19 protein-coding genes are annotated in these 17,613 nt (G+C 31.0%); 3 read left to right on the top strand and 16 right to left on the bottom strand.

From position 1 onward, the window contains the following. Positions 1-4: 4 nt before the first annotated feature. Positions 5-478, bottom strand: coding sequence for a molybdopterin-guanine dinucleotide biosynthesis protein B (gene mobB, locus NST64_RS02800; RefSeq protein WP_002448518.1), 474 nt, complete (start codon positions 476-478; stop codon positions 5-7). Then, complete coding sequence (locus NST64_RS02795) at positions 475-1,734, bottom strand: molybdopterin molybdotransferase MoeA (protein WP_002454997.1); 1,260 nt, start codon at positions 1,732-1,734, stop codon at positions 475-477. The genes mobB and NST64_RS02795 overlap by 4 nt, the downstream gene beginning before the upstream one ends. Before the next feature lie 141 nt (positions 1,735-1,875). Between NST64_RS02795 and moaC the strand changes: the two genes are divergently transcribed. Then, positions 1,876-2,370 carry a cyclic pyranopterin monophosphate synthase MoaC gene (moaC, locus tag NST64_RS02790; protein WP_002448592.1) on the top strand — a complete coding sequence of 165 codons (495 nt, stop codon included), beginning with the start codon at positions 1,876-1,878 and terminating at the stop codon, positions 2,368-2,370. An 87-nt stretch (positions 2,371-2,457) separates the two neighbouring features. Here moaC and NST64_RS02785 read toward each other — a convergent pair whose 3' ends face one another. The 5 genes from NST64_RS02785 to modA all read right to left on the bottom strand — a co-directional run bounded on the left by NST64_RS02785 (position 2,458) and on the right by modA (position 6,164). Beyond that, positions 2,458-2,964: a MogA/MoaB family molybdenum cofactor biosynthesis protein gene (locus tag NST64_RS02785; protein ID WP_002454996.1), complete on the bottom strand. Its 507-nt coding sequence runs from the start codon at positions 2,962-2,964 to the stop codon at positions 2,458-2,460. Between the two features lie 13 nt (positions 2,965-2,977). Beyond that, entirely contained in the window at positions 2,978-3,982 is a 1,005-nt protein-coding gene (locus NST64_RS02780; protein WP_071859847.1) for a ThiF family adenylyltransferase, read from the bottom strand. Between the two features lie 101 nt (positions 3,983-4,083). Then, a complete protein-coding gene (locus tag NST64_RS02775) occupies positions 4,084-4,689 on the bottom strand; it encodes an ATP-binding cassette domain-containing protein (RefSeq protein WP_002448316.1) in 606 nt (201 codons plus the stop codon). Further along, a complete protein-coding gene (modB, locus tag NST64_RS02770) occupies positions 4,690-5,361 on the bottom strand; it encodes a molybdate ABC transporter permease subunit (RefSeq protein WP_070508201.1) in 672 nt (223 codons plus the stop codon). A gap of 11 nt (positions 5,362-5,372) precedes the next feature. Then, positions 5,373-6,164: a molybdate ABC transporter substrate-binding protein gene (gene modA, locus NST64_RS02765; protein WP_002448452.1), complete on the bottom strand. Its 792-nt coding sequence runs from the start codon at positions 6,162-6,164 to the stop codon at positions 5,373-5,375. A 187-nt stretch (positions 6,165-6,351) separates the two neighbouring features. Between modA and fdhD the strand changes: the two genes are divergently transcribed. After that, positions 6,352-7,146: a formate dehydrogenase accessory sulfurtransferase FdhD gene (gene fdhD / locus NST64_RS02760; protein ID WP_107632206.1), complete on the top strand. Its 795-nt coding sequence runs from the start codon at positions 6,352-6,354 to the stop codon at positions 7,144-7,146. Positions 7,147-7,184: 38 nt separating this feature from the next. Here fdhD and NST64_RS02755 read toward each other — a convergent pair whose 3' ends face one another. The 7 genes from NST64_RS02755 to NST64_RS02725 form a co-directional block, all read right to left on the bottom strand. Next, positions 7,185-7,949 (bottom strand): GNAT family N-acetyltransferase, encoded by a 765-nt coding sequence (locus NST64_RS02755; RefSeq protein ID WP_107632205.1) that lies wholly within the window; start codon positions 7,947-7,949, stop codon positions 7,185-7,187. Between the two features lie 35 nt (positions 7,950-7,984). Next, positions 7,985-8,530, bottom strand: a complete 546-nt coding sequence (locus NST64_RS02750; protein WP_002448536.1) for a biotin transporter BioY — start codon at positions 8,528-8,530, stop codon at positions 7,985-7,987. A gap of 74 nt (positions 8,531-8,604) precedes the next feature. Continuing rightward, the gene (locus tag NST64_RS02745; RefSeq protein ID WP_002448362.1) at positions 8,605-9,546 is read right to left on the bottom strand and encodes a nucleoside hydrolase; all 942 of its coding nucleotides are present in this window, start codon (positions 9,544-9,546) and stop codon (positions 8,605-8,607) included. A 92-nt stretch (positions 9,547-9,638) separates the two neighbouring features. Further along, the gene (locus NST64_RS02740; protein ID WP_340731031.1) at positions 9,639-10,784 is read right to left on the bottom strand and encodes an acyl-CoA dehydrogenase family protein; all 1,146 of its coding nucleotides are present in this window, start codon (positions 10,782-10,784) and stop codon (positions 9,639-9,641) included. Positions 10,785-10,929: 145 nt separating this feature from the next. Next, positions 10,930-11,274 (bottom strand): transcriptional regulator, SarA/Rot family, encoded by a 345-nt coding sequence (locus NST64_RS02735; RefSeq protein WP_002448494.1) that lies wholly within the window; start codon positions 11,272-11,274, stop codon positions 10,930-10,932. A 273-nt stretch (positions 11,275-11,547) separates the two neighbouring features. After that, on the bottom strand, positions 11,548-12,276 hold the full coding sequence (locus NST64_RS02730) for a transcriptional regulator, SarA/Rot family (protein WP_107632204.1): 729 nt from the start codon (positions 12,274-12,276) through the stop codon (positions 11,548-11,550). 177 nt (positions 12,277-12,453) lie between these two features. After that, positions 12,454-13,308: a helix-turn-helix transcriptional regulator gene (locus NST64_RS02725; RefSeq protein ID WP_340731030.1), complete on the bottom strand. Its 855-nt coding sequence runs from the start codon at positions 13,306-13,308 to the stop codon at positions 12,454-12,456. Between the two features lie 618 nt (positions 13,309-13,926). Here NST64_RS02725 and NST64_RS02720 point away from each other — a divergent pair. Further along, positions 13,927-14,703 carry a CHAP domain-containing protein gene (locus NST64_RS02720; protein ID WP_002448555.1) on the top strand — a complete coding sequence of 259 codons (777 nt, stop codon included), beginning with the start codon at positions 13,927-13,929 and terminating at the stop codon, positions 14,701-14,703. Between the two features lie 311 nt (positions 14,704-15,014). On the opposite strand, the gene nhaC is transcribed toward NST64_RS02720, so the two are convergent. Both nhaC and NST64_RS02710 read right to left on the bottom strand, forming a co-directional pair. Continuing rightward, positions 15,015-16,400, bottom strand: coding sequence for a Na+/H+ antiporter NhaC (gene nhaC, locus NST64_RS02715; protein ID WP_002448535.1), 1,386 nt, complete (start codon positions 16,398-16,400; stop codon positions 15,015-15,017). A 56-nt stretch (positions 16,401-16,456) separates the two neighbouring features. Then, positions 16,457-17,527 (bottom strand): NAD/NADP-dependent octopine/nopaline dehydrogenase family protein, encoded by a 1,071-nt coding sequence (locus tag NST64_RS02710; RefSeq protein ID WP_002488631.1) that lies wholly within the window; start codon positions 17,525-17,527, stop codon positions 16,457-16,459. Positions 17,528-17,613 lie beyond the last annotated feature (86 nt).

The following is a 17,613-nucleotide window of genomic DNA, read 5'->3' as shown; positions in this document are numbered from 1 at the left end:
TTTTTTATTCATCCTTTTGTTTCATCCATTTTAGTAACCATTGCTCATAGTTGTTTAAAGCATTCTCATTATTATAATTATAAAAATATTGAACATGTGTAAGAAGTCTCAGTTTTTCTAATTCTTCTTGGGTCTGATATACCACTATTTTGTCATAATTCTCATGTTTAAACCCTTCAACTAAAATAACGTCATAACGAATAGTTACACTTTCTTTTATCAGCTCTTCAAGCGACGGCTGATTTCTACGTGTTACCGTTTGTTGATAAGCAGATCCTTGAACAATACTCTGATCTGCACCAGCTTCAAAATGTTTCATATGATCCACATTAGAAGATTGAAGCGTAATATCATCTTTATCATGTCCATGATGTTTAATCGTTACAATATGATAGCCTTGAGATTTTAAAAATGTAATAGATTGTTGTAACAACGTTGTTTTACCCGAATCTTTAAAACCAACTATTTGTAAAATCATAATGATAGTTCCTCTTCGAAAACATTCGATTCAGTTAAAATAACATCTACAGTATGTCCGGCTTTAAATCCCCTTGTCCCCCCTGGCAACATAATCATTGCATTACTATGTGCTATTGCTACTACAGCACCCGATTTATTAAATCCGGATGGAACCACAGTCGCACAATTATGAGTAAAAGATGCAGTTGCTCGAATAAATCTTGTAAATGGATTGGCTTTCGCAAAATCTTCCATTAATGTTGCTTTCACAACTTGAGGGTAAACTGCTTTGGCTTGCATCATATGTTGCACTGCTGGTTTAACAAATAATTCAAAACCAGTAAAACAAGCCGATGGGTTCCCTGATAAACCAAATAAATACTTATTATTTGCAACTGCCACAGTTGTCACACTTCCAGGACGCATCGCAATTTTATTAAATAACACTTCTGCTTGAATTGCTTTGTATATCTTTGGTAAAAAGTCATAATCCCCTACCGAAACACCTCCAGTAGTAATGACAATATCATGATCTTTCATTGCTTTAGTGATGACTTGAATACTACTTTCTAAGTCATCTTGTTGTATACTATAAGACTCTATCGTTAATCCCATTTTATCAGCTAATGCTTGTATCATCGGACCATTAGAATTTCTAATTTTTCCTGGTTGTAATTCTTCGTCTACATTCAATAATTCGCTTCCAGTAGCAATGACTGCAATACTTGGTTTTAAAAACACAGGCACTTCTGTATAACCATAGGTCGCTAGTACTGCAATAGCTCCAGGATTAATGACTTGTCCTTTTTTTAAAACAATATCTCCTGTTTTCGTTTCTTCTCCTTTTAGCGACACATTTTCATTCTCTTCAAAAGGTTTTCTAATAGTAAATGTATCTCCGTTTTCCACAGTTTGTTCAAACATCACTACTGCATCTGCGCCCTCAGGAATTTGAGCGCCTGTCATAATACGAACTGCTTCATTTTCTCCGACTGTTTTATGAGATACTGTGCCTGCACCAATATGATCTATCACTTTAAATGTTTTACGATTTTTTGAAAAGGCACCAGCCGAATCTTCACTTCTTATAGCAAAACCATCATACGGCGATTTATTGAAACGTGGTATATCATAAGTTGCTACAATGTCTTCAGCTAAGACATATCCTAAACTGTCCTCTAATGATATATTACTTTGTGGAGTATATATATCTTGTTTTACAATACGTTCAATTGCTTCTTTAATAGGTATTGGTTTTCTTTTTTCAACTACCATTTTATCAACTCCAATTACACGATAAATTCATGCTATACTATTTTATAAACTCAGTAAAATAATGATGTACTTATTAAAAATAAATGATTATAACTTTATTTATATGTTATGATTTTTAGATATTTCTATAGGAGGCTATTTATGTCAAATTTCACACATATCAATCATCAAGGTAATGCAAAAATGGTTGATGTTTCGAATAAAAGTATTACAAAACGTATTGCTAAAGCGCATTCAAGCATCACAGTGAATGAAGCGATTTACCATCAAATTATTGACAATACAAATAAAAAAGGTAATGTACTTAATACTGCTCAAATTGCAGGTATAATGGCTGCTAAAAATACTTCGACTATTATTCCGATGTGTCATCCATTGCCCTTAACTGGAATAGATATTGAATTCTCTTGGAATCAAGCGAACACACAACGCCACTATCAATTAAGCATTACTGCTACGGTTTCTACTACAGGTAAGACTGGTGTTGAAATGGAAGCTTTAACAGCTGCTTCAGTTACAGCTCTCACAGTATACGATATGACAAAAGCAGCTGATAAAGGAATGATCATTGGTGACACATACCTTGAATCAAAATCTGGAGGTAAATCTGGAGATTATCACCGTCAATTAGATTAATCTATATGATTGTCTTCTATTATGATAGTCATAAGCAGCATTTTCAATTAGGGAAACCTATGATTTACAATGCTTTTTATGACTATTTTATTTATTGAGTTCATAAACCATATGATTTAATTCCGGAATAATGAGTTTAGTCATTGCTAACTTTACTGCCCCAGTTGATCCCGGCAACGTAAAGATTAATTTACTCATAACAGTTCCCGCTAATGCTCTTGAGAGAAGCGCTTTTGTTCCTACATCTTCCGTATAACTTAAATATCTAAAAAGTTCGCCGAATCCTTCAATTTCTTTATCTAAAAGTGGTTTTACAGCTTCTATAGTCACATCACGTTGTGCTATACCAGTACCTCCAGTCGTTATAATGACATCAATATCTGATGCTAACCATTCATCAATTTGAGATTGGATGTCTTCCTTGTCATCTTTAATGATATTATAGTGTTCTTCTGTCACTTCTATATTCAGTTCTTTCAAACACTTTTGAACTAATTGACCCCCTTTATCTGTTTCTTTATTTCGTGTATCAGAAATTGTTAACACTGCACATTGAATTGTTTTTTTAACTTCTTTATTTTCATGCTCATGCATCATCATTCTCTCCTTATCCAAATAGTTGATTGATTAACTGTATTGCTTCAGATTTCTTAGTTGTACCATGAATCAACATTCGCCCACCTTCAAAATATACAATTCTATGTTTTTTAAATTCAAATACTAACATATATTGGTTTTCATGATAACGAATATCAAGTGCTATAAGAAAATCAACTAATACTTTTTTTGTAATGTCTTTATTTTCATATTGAACTGTATCTCTACCACACAAAGTTGCATATGAAGTCGAATGAGTATATAAATACGGAAAGCTAGCATTTTTGCCACAAGTTGGGCAATCATCACGACGCATTTTACTATAACCAAAAGAAAAATGTGTATTCTCCCAAATATCTCCATATGTCAGCTTCGTGGGAATCTGTTTACCAATCAATATCTTTAAAGCATCCCGTAATTGAAAACTTGTGGTCATCGTTACGGCTGGCTGAATCACACCGACTGTATCACATGTCAGATTTATCACTGGTAACTGAGGCATTAAACAATTAAAGCAAGGTGTTTGACCTGGAATAAATGCAGTTTCTACATAGGTACTTTGAACTACTCCACCATAAATCCAAGGAATGCGATATCTGTAGGAAAAATCATTGATTAATTGTCTTGTTTCAAAATTATCCGTTGCATCAATAATCAAATCTACACTCGTTGCATATTGCTCTAAAAATTGGGCATCTACATGTTCAATATAAATATTCACTTTTATATCAGAGCGAATATGTTTTAAGTGATCTTGTGCAGCAACCACTTTTGGCAACATACGATCTGCATCACTTTCTGTAAACAATGTCTGTCTTTGTAAATTACTATATTCAATATAGTCTCTATCCACAATAGTCAACTCTCGAATACCAGCACGAACAAGTCCTTCAGCTACATGGGTACCCAAAGCGCCCATTCCAACAATCAATACATGTTTCTGATTAATGGTTTGTTGTCCATGTTCTCCAATATCTTTAAATAAAATTTGTCTTGAATAACGTTCTTGAGTCATTATTTGAAACCTCTCTCAACATTCTCTCTTCTTTTTATTATAACGAAATAGGAGTAGGACAGAAATCTAAAACATTCTAGACTTCGATATCCTACTCCTGTTTATTTAATTTGAATCATTTCATCTGCTAATACTTCTGCTTCATAATTAGAATGCGTTACAAAAATAATAGGTATACACCATTCCTCATGAATTTGCTTAACTAGATGGATGCCTTCATCTCTAGAAATATCATCTAAACTTGAAAAAGGTTCATCAAGTAAAATTAAATTGGGTTTCGTGCTTAAAGTTCGAGCGAGTGCTACACGTTGAGCTTCCCCACCAGACAGTGTCGGCGGAAATTGATTCATTAAATGGCTAATATTTAAACGTTGAATAAGCTCATCAATATGTTTAGACTGTTTAGTCATAAATGTAATATTCTGGAGAACCGTCATGTTAGGAAAAAGTTGATAATCTTGAAATAAATAGCCAATTTGGCGTTGTTGAATCTTTACATTAATATGGTTTTCAGTATCTACTAATAACTGATTATTAACATTAATATAAGCCTCATCTGGTTGTCTTAATCCCGCAATAATATTTAATATTGTCGTTTTTCCAATGCCGGAGGGACCTTGTATTGCATATATTTTAGCTTTTGTATCTTCAATGTTAATATGAATCAATGTTTGTTTTAACTGATGTTGTAATTTAACTTGTAACATCTAGTCTACCTCCTGAGCTTTATCACGATTCGCAAAATTCAACATACTAATGACTGTAATAGAAAAAGCAACGAGTACAAGTACCCATAACCATGCCTGATTTTCTTTTCCTTGCTCTACTAAAAAATAGATTTCAAGTGGCAGGGTATTGGTTGTATTTGGAATATATCCTGCAACCATCAATGTTGCACCAAATTCTCCAATAGCTCTCGCAAAACTCATCATAATACCCGCAATAATTGAACGTTTAGATAATGGTAGAATTAAACGATAGAAGATTTTACATTCACTTGCTCCCATTGTTCGTGCAGTATTTAACATTTTAGGGTTAATACTTCGAAATCCTTGAATAGTATGTTGATACATCAGTGGAAAACTAACAATGACAGATGCAATTACTGCACCTGTCATTGTAAATACTACGGGTAAATGAAGTATATTTTGAAAGAATTGTCCCACAAATGTTCTAGGTGAAAAAACAATAATAAGTATAAACCCTAGTACTGTTGGTGGTAAAACAATAGGTAATAATATTAAGCTTTCAAGAAATTGAGTTGCATGCCCTTTTCTTTTATATAACGTTCTACAAATAAAAATTCCTAATATAGAGACAATTATCGTACTGATAAATCCTACTTTAATAGAAATCCATAGAGGTGTTAAATCAGGCATATGTCATCCCCCTATACTTTAAAGTGATATTCTTTTAAAATATTTTTCGCTTTTTTAGATTTTAAAAATTCCATCCATTCTTTAGCAAATTTATTATCTGATGTTGCTCCCGCTTCATAAGTGATAGATTTTTTCAAATCCGCTTTTTTAATCTCATTTACTTTATCTGTTCTTTCATTATTCGTATATAAATCGGTCTCATATACAAATCCCATTTGAGCATTACCTTTTTCAACGTAATTTAATACTTGTTTAACGTCTTTGGCATATACAATTTTATCTTTTACATCACTATATAAATGTTGATCATCTAAATATTGTTTCGCATATTTACCTGCTGGTACAGTTTTCACTTCACCAATAGCTAATTTTTCGTTGTCTTTTAAATCTTTTACTGAAGCTTGATCACTGTTTTTATCACCAATCAATACCAACTGATTATGTGCGTATTTATATGTATTATGAGCTTGATTATGTTTTTTCAACATATCTACATCTTTCGTATTTGCAGACATAAAGACATCAGTTGGTGCACCTTTTTCAATTTGTTGTCTTAAGGCTCCTGATCCACCATAATTAAATGTTACATTTACATTTTTATGTGTTTTTTCAAACTCTTTCTTTAATGCTTTACTTACATCACTTAAACTTGCTGCTGCTGAAACTTTCAATTCAGTTTTAGGATTATCACTATTATTTGACTTTGAAGATTGCTTGCTATTCTCATTATCTTTTGAATTTGAACAACCTGCCATAATGATAATGAAAGTCCCTAACACCGCTAATAATCGTTTTACAGTCATTTATTTTTATGCCCCCTATTCAATCAAATATTATACGCTTTTTATATCTTTTGAAAAGTTTTACCATGTTTTATATTTATTTCTAAATTTTAAAATATAAAGTTTTATATAATCATTCAATATTGAAATACTTTTTGTGAATATAATGATACAGTATAAAGTAGTTATAACCAAAGGGGAGACATTCATGGATAAAGATGCCGTTCAAAATCAACCAATTATTAGGTATGAAGATGAGCAACTCATCGAAACTGAAGACAGCTATGTAACCGAATTTCCATTAACGATTATGGTGAATGGAAAAGAATTTGCTACAGTAATCTGCAGTCCGACACATTTAGAAGAGTTAGTCATAGGATTTTTAGCATCTGAAGGGGCCATTTATAAAAAAGAAGAAATTAAACATTTACAAATTGATGATAGTAAAGGGTTTGCTCATGTAGAATTAACTAAGTCATTAAGTGATCGTTTTGAGTATTCTACAAAGCGCATGGTTGCTTCATGTTGTGGAAAAAGTCGAGAATTTTATTTTCAAAATGATGCGACAATTGCTAAAACATCGATGTCTAATATCATTCTCACTCCAAGACAAATTTTAAATATGATGACAGGTTTACAAAGTGCAAGTACTTTATTTAAACAAACAGGTGGCTTGCATAATGCAGCGATTAGTGATGGTGAGGCATTTTTTGAACATCGTCAAGATATAGGTAGACATAATGCCTTAGATAAACTTTACGGTTTTTGTCTTACTCATCAAATTCCTGTTAGAAATAAAATGCTTATTTTTAGTGGACGTATATCATCTGAAATTTTACTAAAAGCAGCTAAAATCGGTGTTGGTGTTATATTATCAAAATCTGCACCTACCACATTAGCAGTAACACTGGCACATGACTTAAATATTACTGCTATTGGTTTTATTAGAGGTAATTCTTTTAATATTTATAGTCATCCAGAACGTGTAAAAGGAGTGAAATAGAATTTATTATAAATTCATTTTTCACTCCCTACTTTTATTTATATTGCATCTTCTTTGACTATCTGATATTGAAAGCTTTGAAAAATATAGCCTTGTTTTATATACATGTCTTTTGCTGTATCATCACCATCTGCCACTAATATGACGGGTCGAGAACCAGCTAAATGACCTACATAGGACTGCATCGTAGTACCTATTCCCTTATGACGATAGTCTTCTAAAACGCCGAACCCATCAATTTCAACGGTTTCATCTGTAACTATAACATCCAAAATCCCCACAGGTTTATGAAGATAATATGCAACTATACGAGTGACATCATCTATTTGATTTAATATTGCCTCTCTCGTTCGTTCTTCATTTTCTTTAACAAACGCTTCGCCATACGGTTTTGAAAATTTATTGTAAACACTTAAATAATCTTCCATGTTAAATGAAGTTACAGGTTCAATATCTACCTGAATATTGCTCTCAAATTGTTTTAATGTAACACTATCTATCGCGTACAATTCAAGTAGTCCTAATTGAAATCCTTCATTGCGTATCGCTTCTAACCATGTAGAATGCAGTAATTGGTTTTCTGGAAATGTAAAAGATAAATGAGAAGAATGTTGTTTTTTATGCAAAATTCGTTGTTTCTCCATATCTGAATACCACTGATTAATTGAAGGTAACGTTTTGTACTGCCACTTATTCATGTGATATGTCATTGGATCAGAAGGTGTTAAATATATAATATTCAACTCATCTTCTAAGTATATTTTTCCATTTTCTTTAATCTGCTTCATTGTTATGTATGTCATAGTAACCATCACCCAACTATGTATATTTTGTACTATTATATCAAATTCTTAAAACGTGAATGGTTAAGTAATGTTGTGCCGATTAAACTCGCAATAATCGCTTTAATAATATCTCCTGGAATAAATGTAAATGATAATAAAAATGCTTTACTTATAGGCATATGTATAATGAATCCCATAATGATTGTTCCTACAATATCTAATAATAAAACACCAAATACAAGTATACCAATAAATAATGTCAAGAAATTAATATGATTTTTAAAACGATCTCTTACTAAACCTATAAGATACGCCACTACTGGATATAAGAATAAAAATCCTGCTGAAGGACCTGCAAACACACCTATTCCACCGCGTCCACCTGATAATAATGGCAAACCTGTGGCTGCTAATAATAAGAAGATAATAACACTGAGTGCGCCGTATTTACGTCCTAATATAACTCCTGCTAAAAAGATACCTATATTTTGTAATACAATTGGTACAGGCATAAATGGTAACGGTATTCCGGGTACTAGGCCTAAAATACAAATAACCGCTGTCATTAACGCTGTATATACTAAATTTTTTGTACTCATTTGATTTCCTCCTTTTATGAAGAAAATTATACCACTTATGTAAACTATTTTATATAAAAAGTTTACATTTAAAGTTAATGAGATACTTTTTTAGCTAAAGACGTAATATAGTTGAAGAATTCATCATGATTGACATGATTAACGACATGCACCATACGTCCATCATCGCTCTCATATGTGCGTCCTTGGCTTGGTCCTTTTGTACATACATCTACTTTAAGTTCTATAGAATCTGTTAAGTTTTCTTTACCAATTTGAGCAGTCGTCAATACATCCCATAAAAAGTAAGTAGAGTTGGTGACAAAATGAGTAAGAGGAGGTACAGCTGCATAACTGATGCCTAAAAAATCAACTCCTATAAACTGACGTTGATTTGCCCACATTTGACGAATAGCTGGTGTCAATGGTACTTGATTAGTGCTTTCTAACGCTACCATTTCTATCTTGATAGACGTATCAAATATTGTTTTAACAGCTTCAGGATCCCAAAAAGCATTCCATTCAGCTGTGCCATCATGTTCGGGTTCTTCTACATTTCCCTTTTCTAAAAATGTTCCTCCCATCCAAACTAACTTTTCAATATTGTTTACTATTGCTTTATCATATTTGATTGCTTTGGCTAAATCAGTTAACGGACCAGTAAACAATAAAGTCACCTTTTCTTTACTATTATTTAATACATTAATAATATCCTCATAAGCTTCAAATGTACTCGTTATAGAACGTTTATCAATCCATTCCTCATTTAAAATAGGCAGCGCATCCATAAAAAAGGCATGCATTCTCCAGTCTTTCGGAAAAGGGTTAACTCCTCTTTCATATGAAGGAGCTACATCAATAGATAAATTTGAAAAACGATTTATAATTTTACATGAAGCACTTAGAGAAGGTTCTAAATAACAATCTGCACCGATTGTACTTACACCTACTAATTCAATATTATCCATTTGTAGTAATAAGAATAGCGATATTAAATCATCAACGCCGCCATCATGATTAAAATATATTTTAGTCATTAAATCCCTCCAAAAAATATGTAAAAAAAGCTATGACTACATTATACGTAATCATAGCTTTCTTTAAACATATTATAAATAAAAAATTCATTCTACATTAAATCAAGTATAGATTTTGCAATATTCGTATATGCTGCATCTTCCATAGGAGGATTATGTAGGCCAGCACGCATATTACGATAATAGCGTTGTAATGGCCGATCCATTTCTAAACTTTTTGCCCCTACGATTCGCATAGCAAGATCCACTACTTCTAATCCTTGATTCATGACTAAAATTTTACTTGCAGATGTTTCATTCCAAATATTAAGTGTTTCATTATATTGATTGTAACCTTTAGCTGTACTCCATAAAAAATGACGAGCAGATAATAAGAGTGATTCCATTTTACCAACATTTTGTTGTACAGTAGGTAGTGTAGCAATTGTTCCATCAATGCTATTAGGGGAATGCGTTTTGGCAAACTCAATAGCATAGTCTCTCGCTGCTTGGGCAATACCTAAATATACACTTGGTATATGTAAAATCCATCCATTGAGCTGAGGTTTATGTTTCGTTTCTACAAAGTTTTCAAACGGAACTATAACATCATTTAATACTAAATCATGACTTTCCGTTGCACGCATTCCTAACATATTCCAATTATCTGCAATTTCTAAACCTTTAGTCTCTCTAGGAATTAAAAAGAAGCCTACTTCTTGAATATCTTCTACAAATGCTGCAACAATATAATGTGTCAATGCTTTACTTATAGAAGTAAACGTTTTCACACCATTTAATTTATAACCGTCTTTAGTTTTTATTGCATGCGTAGCAGGTCTCCCACCACGAGTAGGACTGCCAGTATCCGCTTCACTTACTGCTCTATTTACAAGCGCGCCATTTTTTACTTCTATTGCAAATTGATCAAGCATAGTTTGACTCCACATATGCTGTTGATATAATTGTCCTACAACGCTTAGATGCCAGCCTATAGACAGTGCTGTAGCGCCATCTATAGCTCCAAGATATGATTGTAAAACGACCATATCTTCTATTGTTGCACCTTCTCCACCATATGATTTAGGTAAAGTTAACACACTATAACCTTCCTCTACAAGCCATTTTATATTGTCAAATGGGAATTTAGAGTCAATATCTTCTTCTGCTGCTCTTTGTTTAAATGTATCTTCAATTGTTTTAAATTTTTTAATCCATTTTCTTTGAATATCACTACTTATTAAAAATGAATCTAACATGACTATCACCTATTCGATATTTGATATATTTAATCATAGTTTAACACTCGGTTTTAATAATATAAAGTATCTCATTAACATAGTATATTAGAATTAAAAAAGAGTGGACAGAAATTCTGTCTCACTCATTTACCCCATCATCATTCTATTGTATATATTTCTCTAATTCAGCAATTAAAGCATTAATTCTCTCGCGTTGCTCTTTTGTTACATAAACAATAACTGTTCTTTCATCTTGTATACTACGTTTTTTTGATAATAATTGTAAATCTTTTAATTTTTGTAATGCTTTAGTTAAGTAATAAGGTTTGAATTCTGAATACGTTGCAATTTCTTTTGAAGTAATTTCATCTTTTTTACTTTTAACAATATAATTTAAAATATAAATTTCTTCATAATTCAGATTATATTTTTTCTTAGTGTCTTTAAAAAACTTTTTCACTTGAAATGTTGCGTTAACTAAATCATTGATGTCTTTAATTTGTCCCATATTCTAAACCACTCCTCTGATGTACATCTAGTTGCTACAAGGTTCATGTATACTAACTACTACAACACTAAACATTTCTTATGCTATAAAAATTATTTTATAACATTTAAGTATAATATTTCAATATTTTTATGAAATTAAAATGATATTATATATTAAAATCTCATTTGCCAAATTAAATTATACATAATTATTTCATGTGTTATACACCTAAAATAACTAGTAATGTAAGAGACAAGACTTTCTTACATCACTAGTTATTTTTAGAACAAATTATAATATTAATTCCTTTTTTATCATTTTACTACAATGTCTCAAGATATAATGAATCTCTTCCTTTTTTGACATATTTAACTTTATACACACTCTACGTTCATCTATAACATCTCTTTCTTTCAAAATATAACCACTTTGTTGTAATTGTTTAATTACTAAATTTATATTTATAGACTGACAACGCGAAAAATAGTTTATCGATTTCAACGAGATGTCATTTTGATTCGACCAAATAATGCCTAAAACAAGCAAATCATTTAAACTTAACTGATAGTGCTTAATACTTTTTTCAATCTTATTTAAAACTTTATAAATAGTAATTAAATATGTTAACTTACAATAATTCATATTCTTGATTGATGTTTTAAGATAGTTATTTTCAAGTAATTCTCCAATTTCTAATAATAAATGATTCATTTTTCTTTCATACACTTCTACAGGTAAGATTCTTAATCTTCGTTGATCATTTGCATCATAAGATTTAAAAATCCAATTTTCGTGGTATAAATGACTAACAAGATGGAATAAAGTTCGTTTAGATAAATACGTTTTTTTCATTAATGTTTCAATATCCATACCTTGATGCTTCGTTTTATGATAATCAATAATAGCATATAGTACATTTAGGTGTTCAATATTTAGGTTTTTAGAATATTTTAAAAGTTCATCGACTGCTTTATAAAATAAAAGATAAAATAATAGTACATCCATATCATTTTTCGTCATGATAGTTGCCACCTCGCAATTTATACAACAATTCTAGAAGACAGACTTTAGTATTGCGATACAATTTTAAAGTGTTACCAGTTTATCTTTATATCATACATATACTTACTTCATATTAAGTATGAGTAAAGGTCTAAATACTTTATCTTTTTACTTATTAATGGACTTAATCCTATTTTAGGTATGATAGTTACTTTTGGCCTCAGCTATAAGTAACTGTGCTTCATAATCTAAAGATATTTCAACCGTTTCGTTAGCCTTATATATTGGAGCAAATTGTTTTTTTCGTGCTTGACCTGGAGTCATCCCATATTTCTTACTAAATAATGCAATAAATCTCGGAAAATGATTAAATCCATGTTTATAAGCAATATCTTGAATAAATTCACTACTATCTAAAATATCAAGTAAACATAATTTCAAACGAATATCATTAATATATTGAGCAATATTATGATAAGGTGTATGAAATTTAATCACTTGACTTAACTCTTTGTTAGACATATCAAGTGAATTCGCTAATGCTTGTTTATTAATCTTTTCATGATGATGTTCGATAATATATTCATGAACTTCATCTACAAGTGGATTGTTTAGTTTATAGTTTTGACGATGTTTTCTTTGAATATAACCTAATTCTACACATAAATGTTTAACTAATTTATCCCTTATGTGTGGAAGTCGAGGTTTTCGACTTTCAAATTCAAGAAGATTAATAATAAATGATTCTAATTGTTTTCGTTCAATAGAAGAAAATTTATATCCTTTTTGTCTGATATAATCGTCTGCAAATCTTAAATAATCTGTGAATGAAATTTCAATTATTGCAATAACAGAGTTCGTTTCGCCTTCTATCGAATATAAATCATTTAACATAATAAATACGAGATCTCTTTTTTTCATATTATATGTATCTAAGTCTAAATTTATTTTTCCAGAACCCTTTAACCAATATATAAGTTTGATATTGGATTCTTTTTGTTTTAATATTCTCGTATTTTTTAAAAGCTTTACCGAAAAATTATCTATCATACGTCTTTCCTCTCGTTTGTAATATAAAGACTAGATATAAGCGATGACATTTCTCCCCTTTATTCACCACTTAATTCTATTGAATTATCGCCTCGATACTTATGTATGCGTATCGGAGATCTATCTTCATATACAATTTTATGTTTTATTTCGGTATTAGCAGTAGCAATATTTTGACTTATTTTATCACTTTATTATCTTATAGTATGATTTTATTGTTTTTCAATATAAACTTACTTTATTTATATATAAGGATGACATATAAAATAATTTTTTAGTATTTATTTAATCAAGTAATCATTCAATAGGCTAAATTATTTTGTTATAAATTATTTTTCTATTATTTTACAAAAAGATTACAAGAAAATGAATGTCTTTTTCATATTCTTCTATAAACACTGTTATAATAGCGTTTTTTATATTAAAAAATATTACTAAGAATTAAATTTACAAGCTTTTATATTATCGAAAAATTACAAATCGTTAACATTCCCCACAAATTGTAATTTTTTTGATAAAGTATTTCTTGTCGTTAAGTAAAATGATTTAAAGACTAAGTTAACAAATGACTATTAAATATAAAATAATATTAATTTAATTCTCAGGAGGAAATTTATAATGAAAAAAATCGCTACAGCTACAATCGCTACTGCAGGAGTTGCCGCAATTGCTATCGCCGGACAAGGACATGAAGCTCATGCAGCTGAACAAGGATATAATCCAAATGATCCTACTTCATATAGCTACTCTTACACTATCGATCAACAAGGTAACTACCATTACACTTGGAAAGGTAACTGGAGCCCAGATCGTTTAAATCATTCTAACTATAATTACAATTATAACTACAATACATATAATAATTATTCTAATACAAATTCAACTTATAGTTATAACAACTATAATACTAATAACTCAAATCAAGTTGCTAGTAATCCAACACAATCTTACACAACAAGTAATCAACAAACTGGTGGTTTAGGTGCTGCTTCTACTTCTAATAATAATGTAAAAGTAACTACTGTAACTGCACCTTCATCAACAGGTGTTTCAATTTCTAACTCTGTTAGCTCAGGTAGAAACTACTACACTTCTGGCCAATGTACATATTATGTATATGACCGTGTAGGTGGTAAAATCGGTTCGACTTGGGGTAACGCAAATAACTGGGCAAATGCTGCAGCATCTGCTGGTTACACAGTAAATAACCGTCCATCTGCAGGCGCAATTATGCAATCTACTGCTGGTGCTTACGGTCACGTAGCATATGTTGAAAATGTAAATAGTAATGGTTCAATCACAGTGTCTGAAATGAATTATGGTCATGGTGTAGGTGTAGTAACATCTCGTACACTTTCTTCAAGTGAAGCTGCTTCATATAATTTCATTCATTAATTAAATTGATAAAGAAAAAAGATTTAGAATTCAATATGAATTCTAAATCTTTTTTTTATGCATAATACAAAAAGCGTTCGAAACTTTACTTTAATTTAGTGTTTCGAACGCTTTAAGTTATCATATTAATCAAATTCATTATTATGGATTGAATTCTCGCCACAAAAATTAAATCCTCTTTTAATTCATTTTTTAGGATATCTAAAATTAATGTATTTTTTAAATAACATCGCTACTATGTTTCTCATCAATACTTTAATCCTAATTTGTTATTTCCATATCATAGGGGAATTAAACATCAAATTAATCATTTAATTTATTTTTTTACGTATTCCAATGCCAGTAAATCCATAAATAATTGCTAATATAGCACATAAATAACATGGTACTGCCCAAATAAAGAATTGATCAACTGAAACTCCTAATTGTTGCGCATAGTAAATACCTGATGTTCCCCAAGGAATTAATGGTAGGACCATAGTACTGGAATCTTCTAATGTACGAGATAAATTACTTCTATCTAAATTCATATCTTCAAACATGTCTTTCATAAGTACCCCAACCATAATAATAACAATTGACGCCACACCAGCAGCAAATACCAACATTAGAGACGATAGAACAGTAATAAGAACGAGGGTACCAACAGATTTAACACCTTTTGCAACAGTTTGTAACATTACATCTAAACAACCAGATTTCTCTACAATACCTGCAAATGCATAACCACAAAAAATGGTCACAATGATTTGTGTCATACTCATCATTCCACCTTGTTCAATCAATGTTTTTGCATTTTCGGTGACATGAGAATGACCAGTCATAGATGATGTAAAGCCATCAAACGTTGCTTTAAAACCATCTACAAATTTAAATCCATTATTAAACTTACCTATCAAAATAGCACTCAACGCTGAAACAAGCATAGATGGAACAGTTGAAATTTTTAGTATTAAACAAATGATAATCACAATTAAGGGAATCCATACGAAAAAATTAATATTATAAATACTAGCTAGTTCATTTAAAAGTTCTTTTATTTGCTTTGTATTTACATTACCTTGGGAGTTTAATCCAGCAAAAAACCATACGATAAGTCCAATGATTGATGCTGGAATGGTTGTCCACATCATTGCTCTAATATGAGAAAAAATGTTTACTTTTGTTACGAGTGCAGCAAGATTGGTTGTATCTGATAAAGGTGACATTTTATCTCCAAATACTGCACCTGCAATAATTGCACCTGCTGCCATTCCTTGATTTATACCAAGTTGACTTCCAATAGATATTAAGGCAATCCCAGCTGTAGATGCAGATCCCCAAGCTGTCCCGGTTGCTAAACTACATATAGCCGAAATGATAAATGCCGAAATTAGAAAATAACTAGGATTCAAAAACTTAAGTCCATAGTAGATTAATGCAGGTACAGTGCCTGCGTACATCCAGCTACCTACAATGATACCTACAGCCAAAATAATGAAAATAGCAGGCATAGCTGTTGTCAATCGATGTGTAATTCCTTCTTCCAAGTCTTTCCATTTTAAACCGACACGCATAGCAATAAAAGCAGCGTAGGTTGAAGCGATAAGTAACAATACTTGAATAGGGATATTGAATTTAACAAATCCAATTGTAACAACTATTACCATGACAATAATTGTAGATATTGCTTCTAGAAATGTGGGTTTTCTTTTCATATATTTGCTCCTTTTTCTTTTTTCTTAAGACCTCTTTTCTATACCAAACATTATACTTATTTTAATCCTAATTTATCTAAACCAAGTTCTTCTACTGTTAGTCCTTCATTAAAGAAATCACGTTCGAGAATAGTAGAGGCAATGGTAATTATCGCATCAATATTCGGTGTATCTACACCAATTTCACGTCCTAAACTTGACCATAATACAAGTCCATATGCGATATCTTCAGTAAGATAACGATTTTCTACAGAGTTCGGTCCTGGAATTTGTGAAAATACAGGACTTGTATTAAATAAACGATTTAGCGGTTCATCCTCGTCTTTACGTTCTAAATAACCTCGTTGAATACGCGCTTCTTTAGCAGTTAATAATTCAAATCCTAATTTACGCCCTAAAGTTAGACGTTCTAATTCTACAGCATGTAAAAGTCGCACTGTATGTTTTGTGATACCTTCTTTATATAATGCAAATGTATCTGCATAATCTATACGACCTACATTTAATAGTGTAGGAGCTGGATGAACTTCAGGATTTCCATTTTCTAGATTCGTTTTCCACAAACTTTCTTCTTTTACTAATTGTGGATACAATTGGCTCACTTTATCAAAACATTCATTTAACTCTCTCTTATTGTATGTTGAGAAAAAGACTTTTCTTACATTAAGAGATAAATCCACTCGAGCCTCTTCAAAATCTACACGTGTCCCGTAAGTAAGGGTATTAGCTTCTGCATATTTAGGTTGAATATTAATATGACGTTCTTCTAATACATTCATAAATCGAATTGATCCCATAGCTGCTGCGATATTAAAGAAAATAATTTGTTCCGCCGTTATATAATGGGACATCACTTTCGCATAATATTCAATGTAAGATGAAGGAATCACTACTTGTATCACTTCTGCATCTTTTAATACATATTCAATATCATCACTAATATTTGTAAAAGGTACAAACGTTTCATGACCTTCATTATTAAAATCAAATCCACCTTTTTTTAACGCTCTATCAAATTTGTGAATTGATGAATTTCGACAATATAATTTGACTTCATGTCCTTGATTGACCATATCTACTGCAGCTGTAACCGCACCATTTCCTGATCCTACTATTGCAATTTTCATAGTTATCATTCCTCATTTCTCTATTTAGAATTTTTAATAGTCATCTAAAAAATTATTATCAATAAATAAAGATGCAGATATAAATA

Source organism: Staphylococcus sp. FSL W8-1268 (assembly GCF_038003965.1).
GTDB lineage: Bacteria > Bacillota > Bacilli > Staphylococcales > Staphylococcaceae > Staphylococcus > Staphylococcus hominis.
This window is presented reverse-complemented; position numbering and strand designations above follow the sequence as displayed.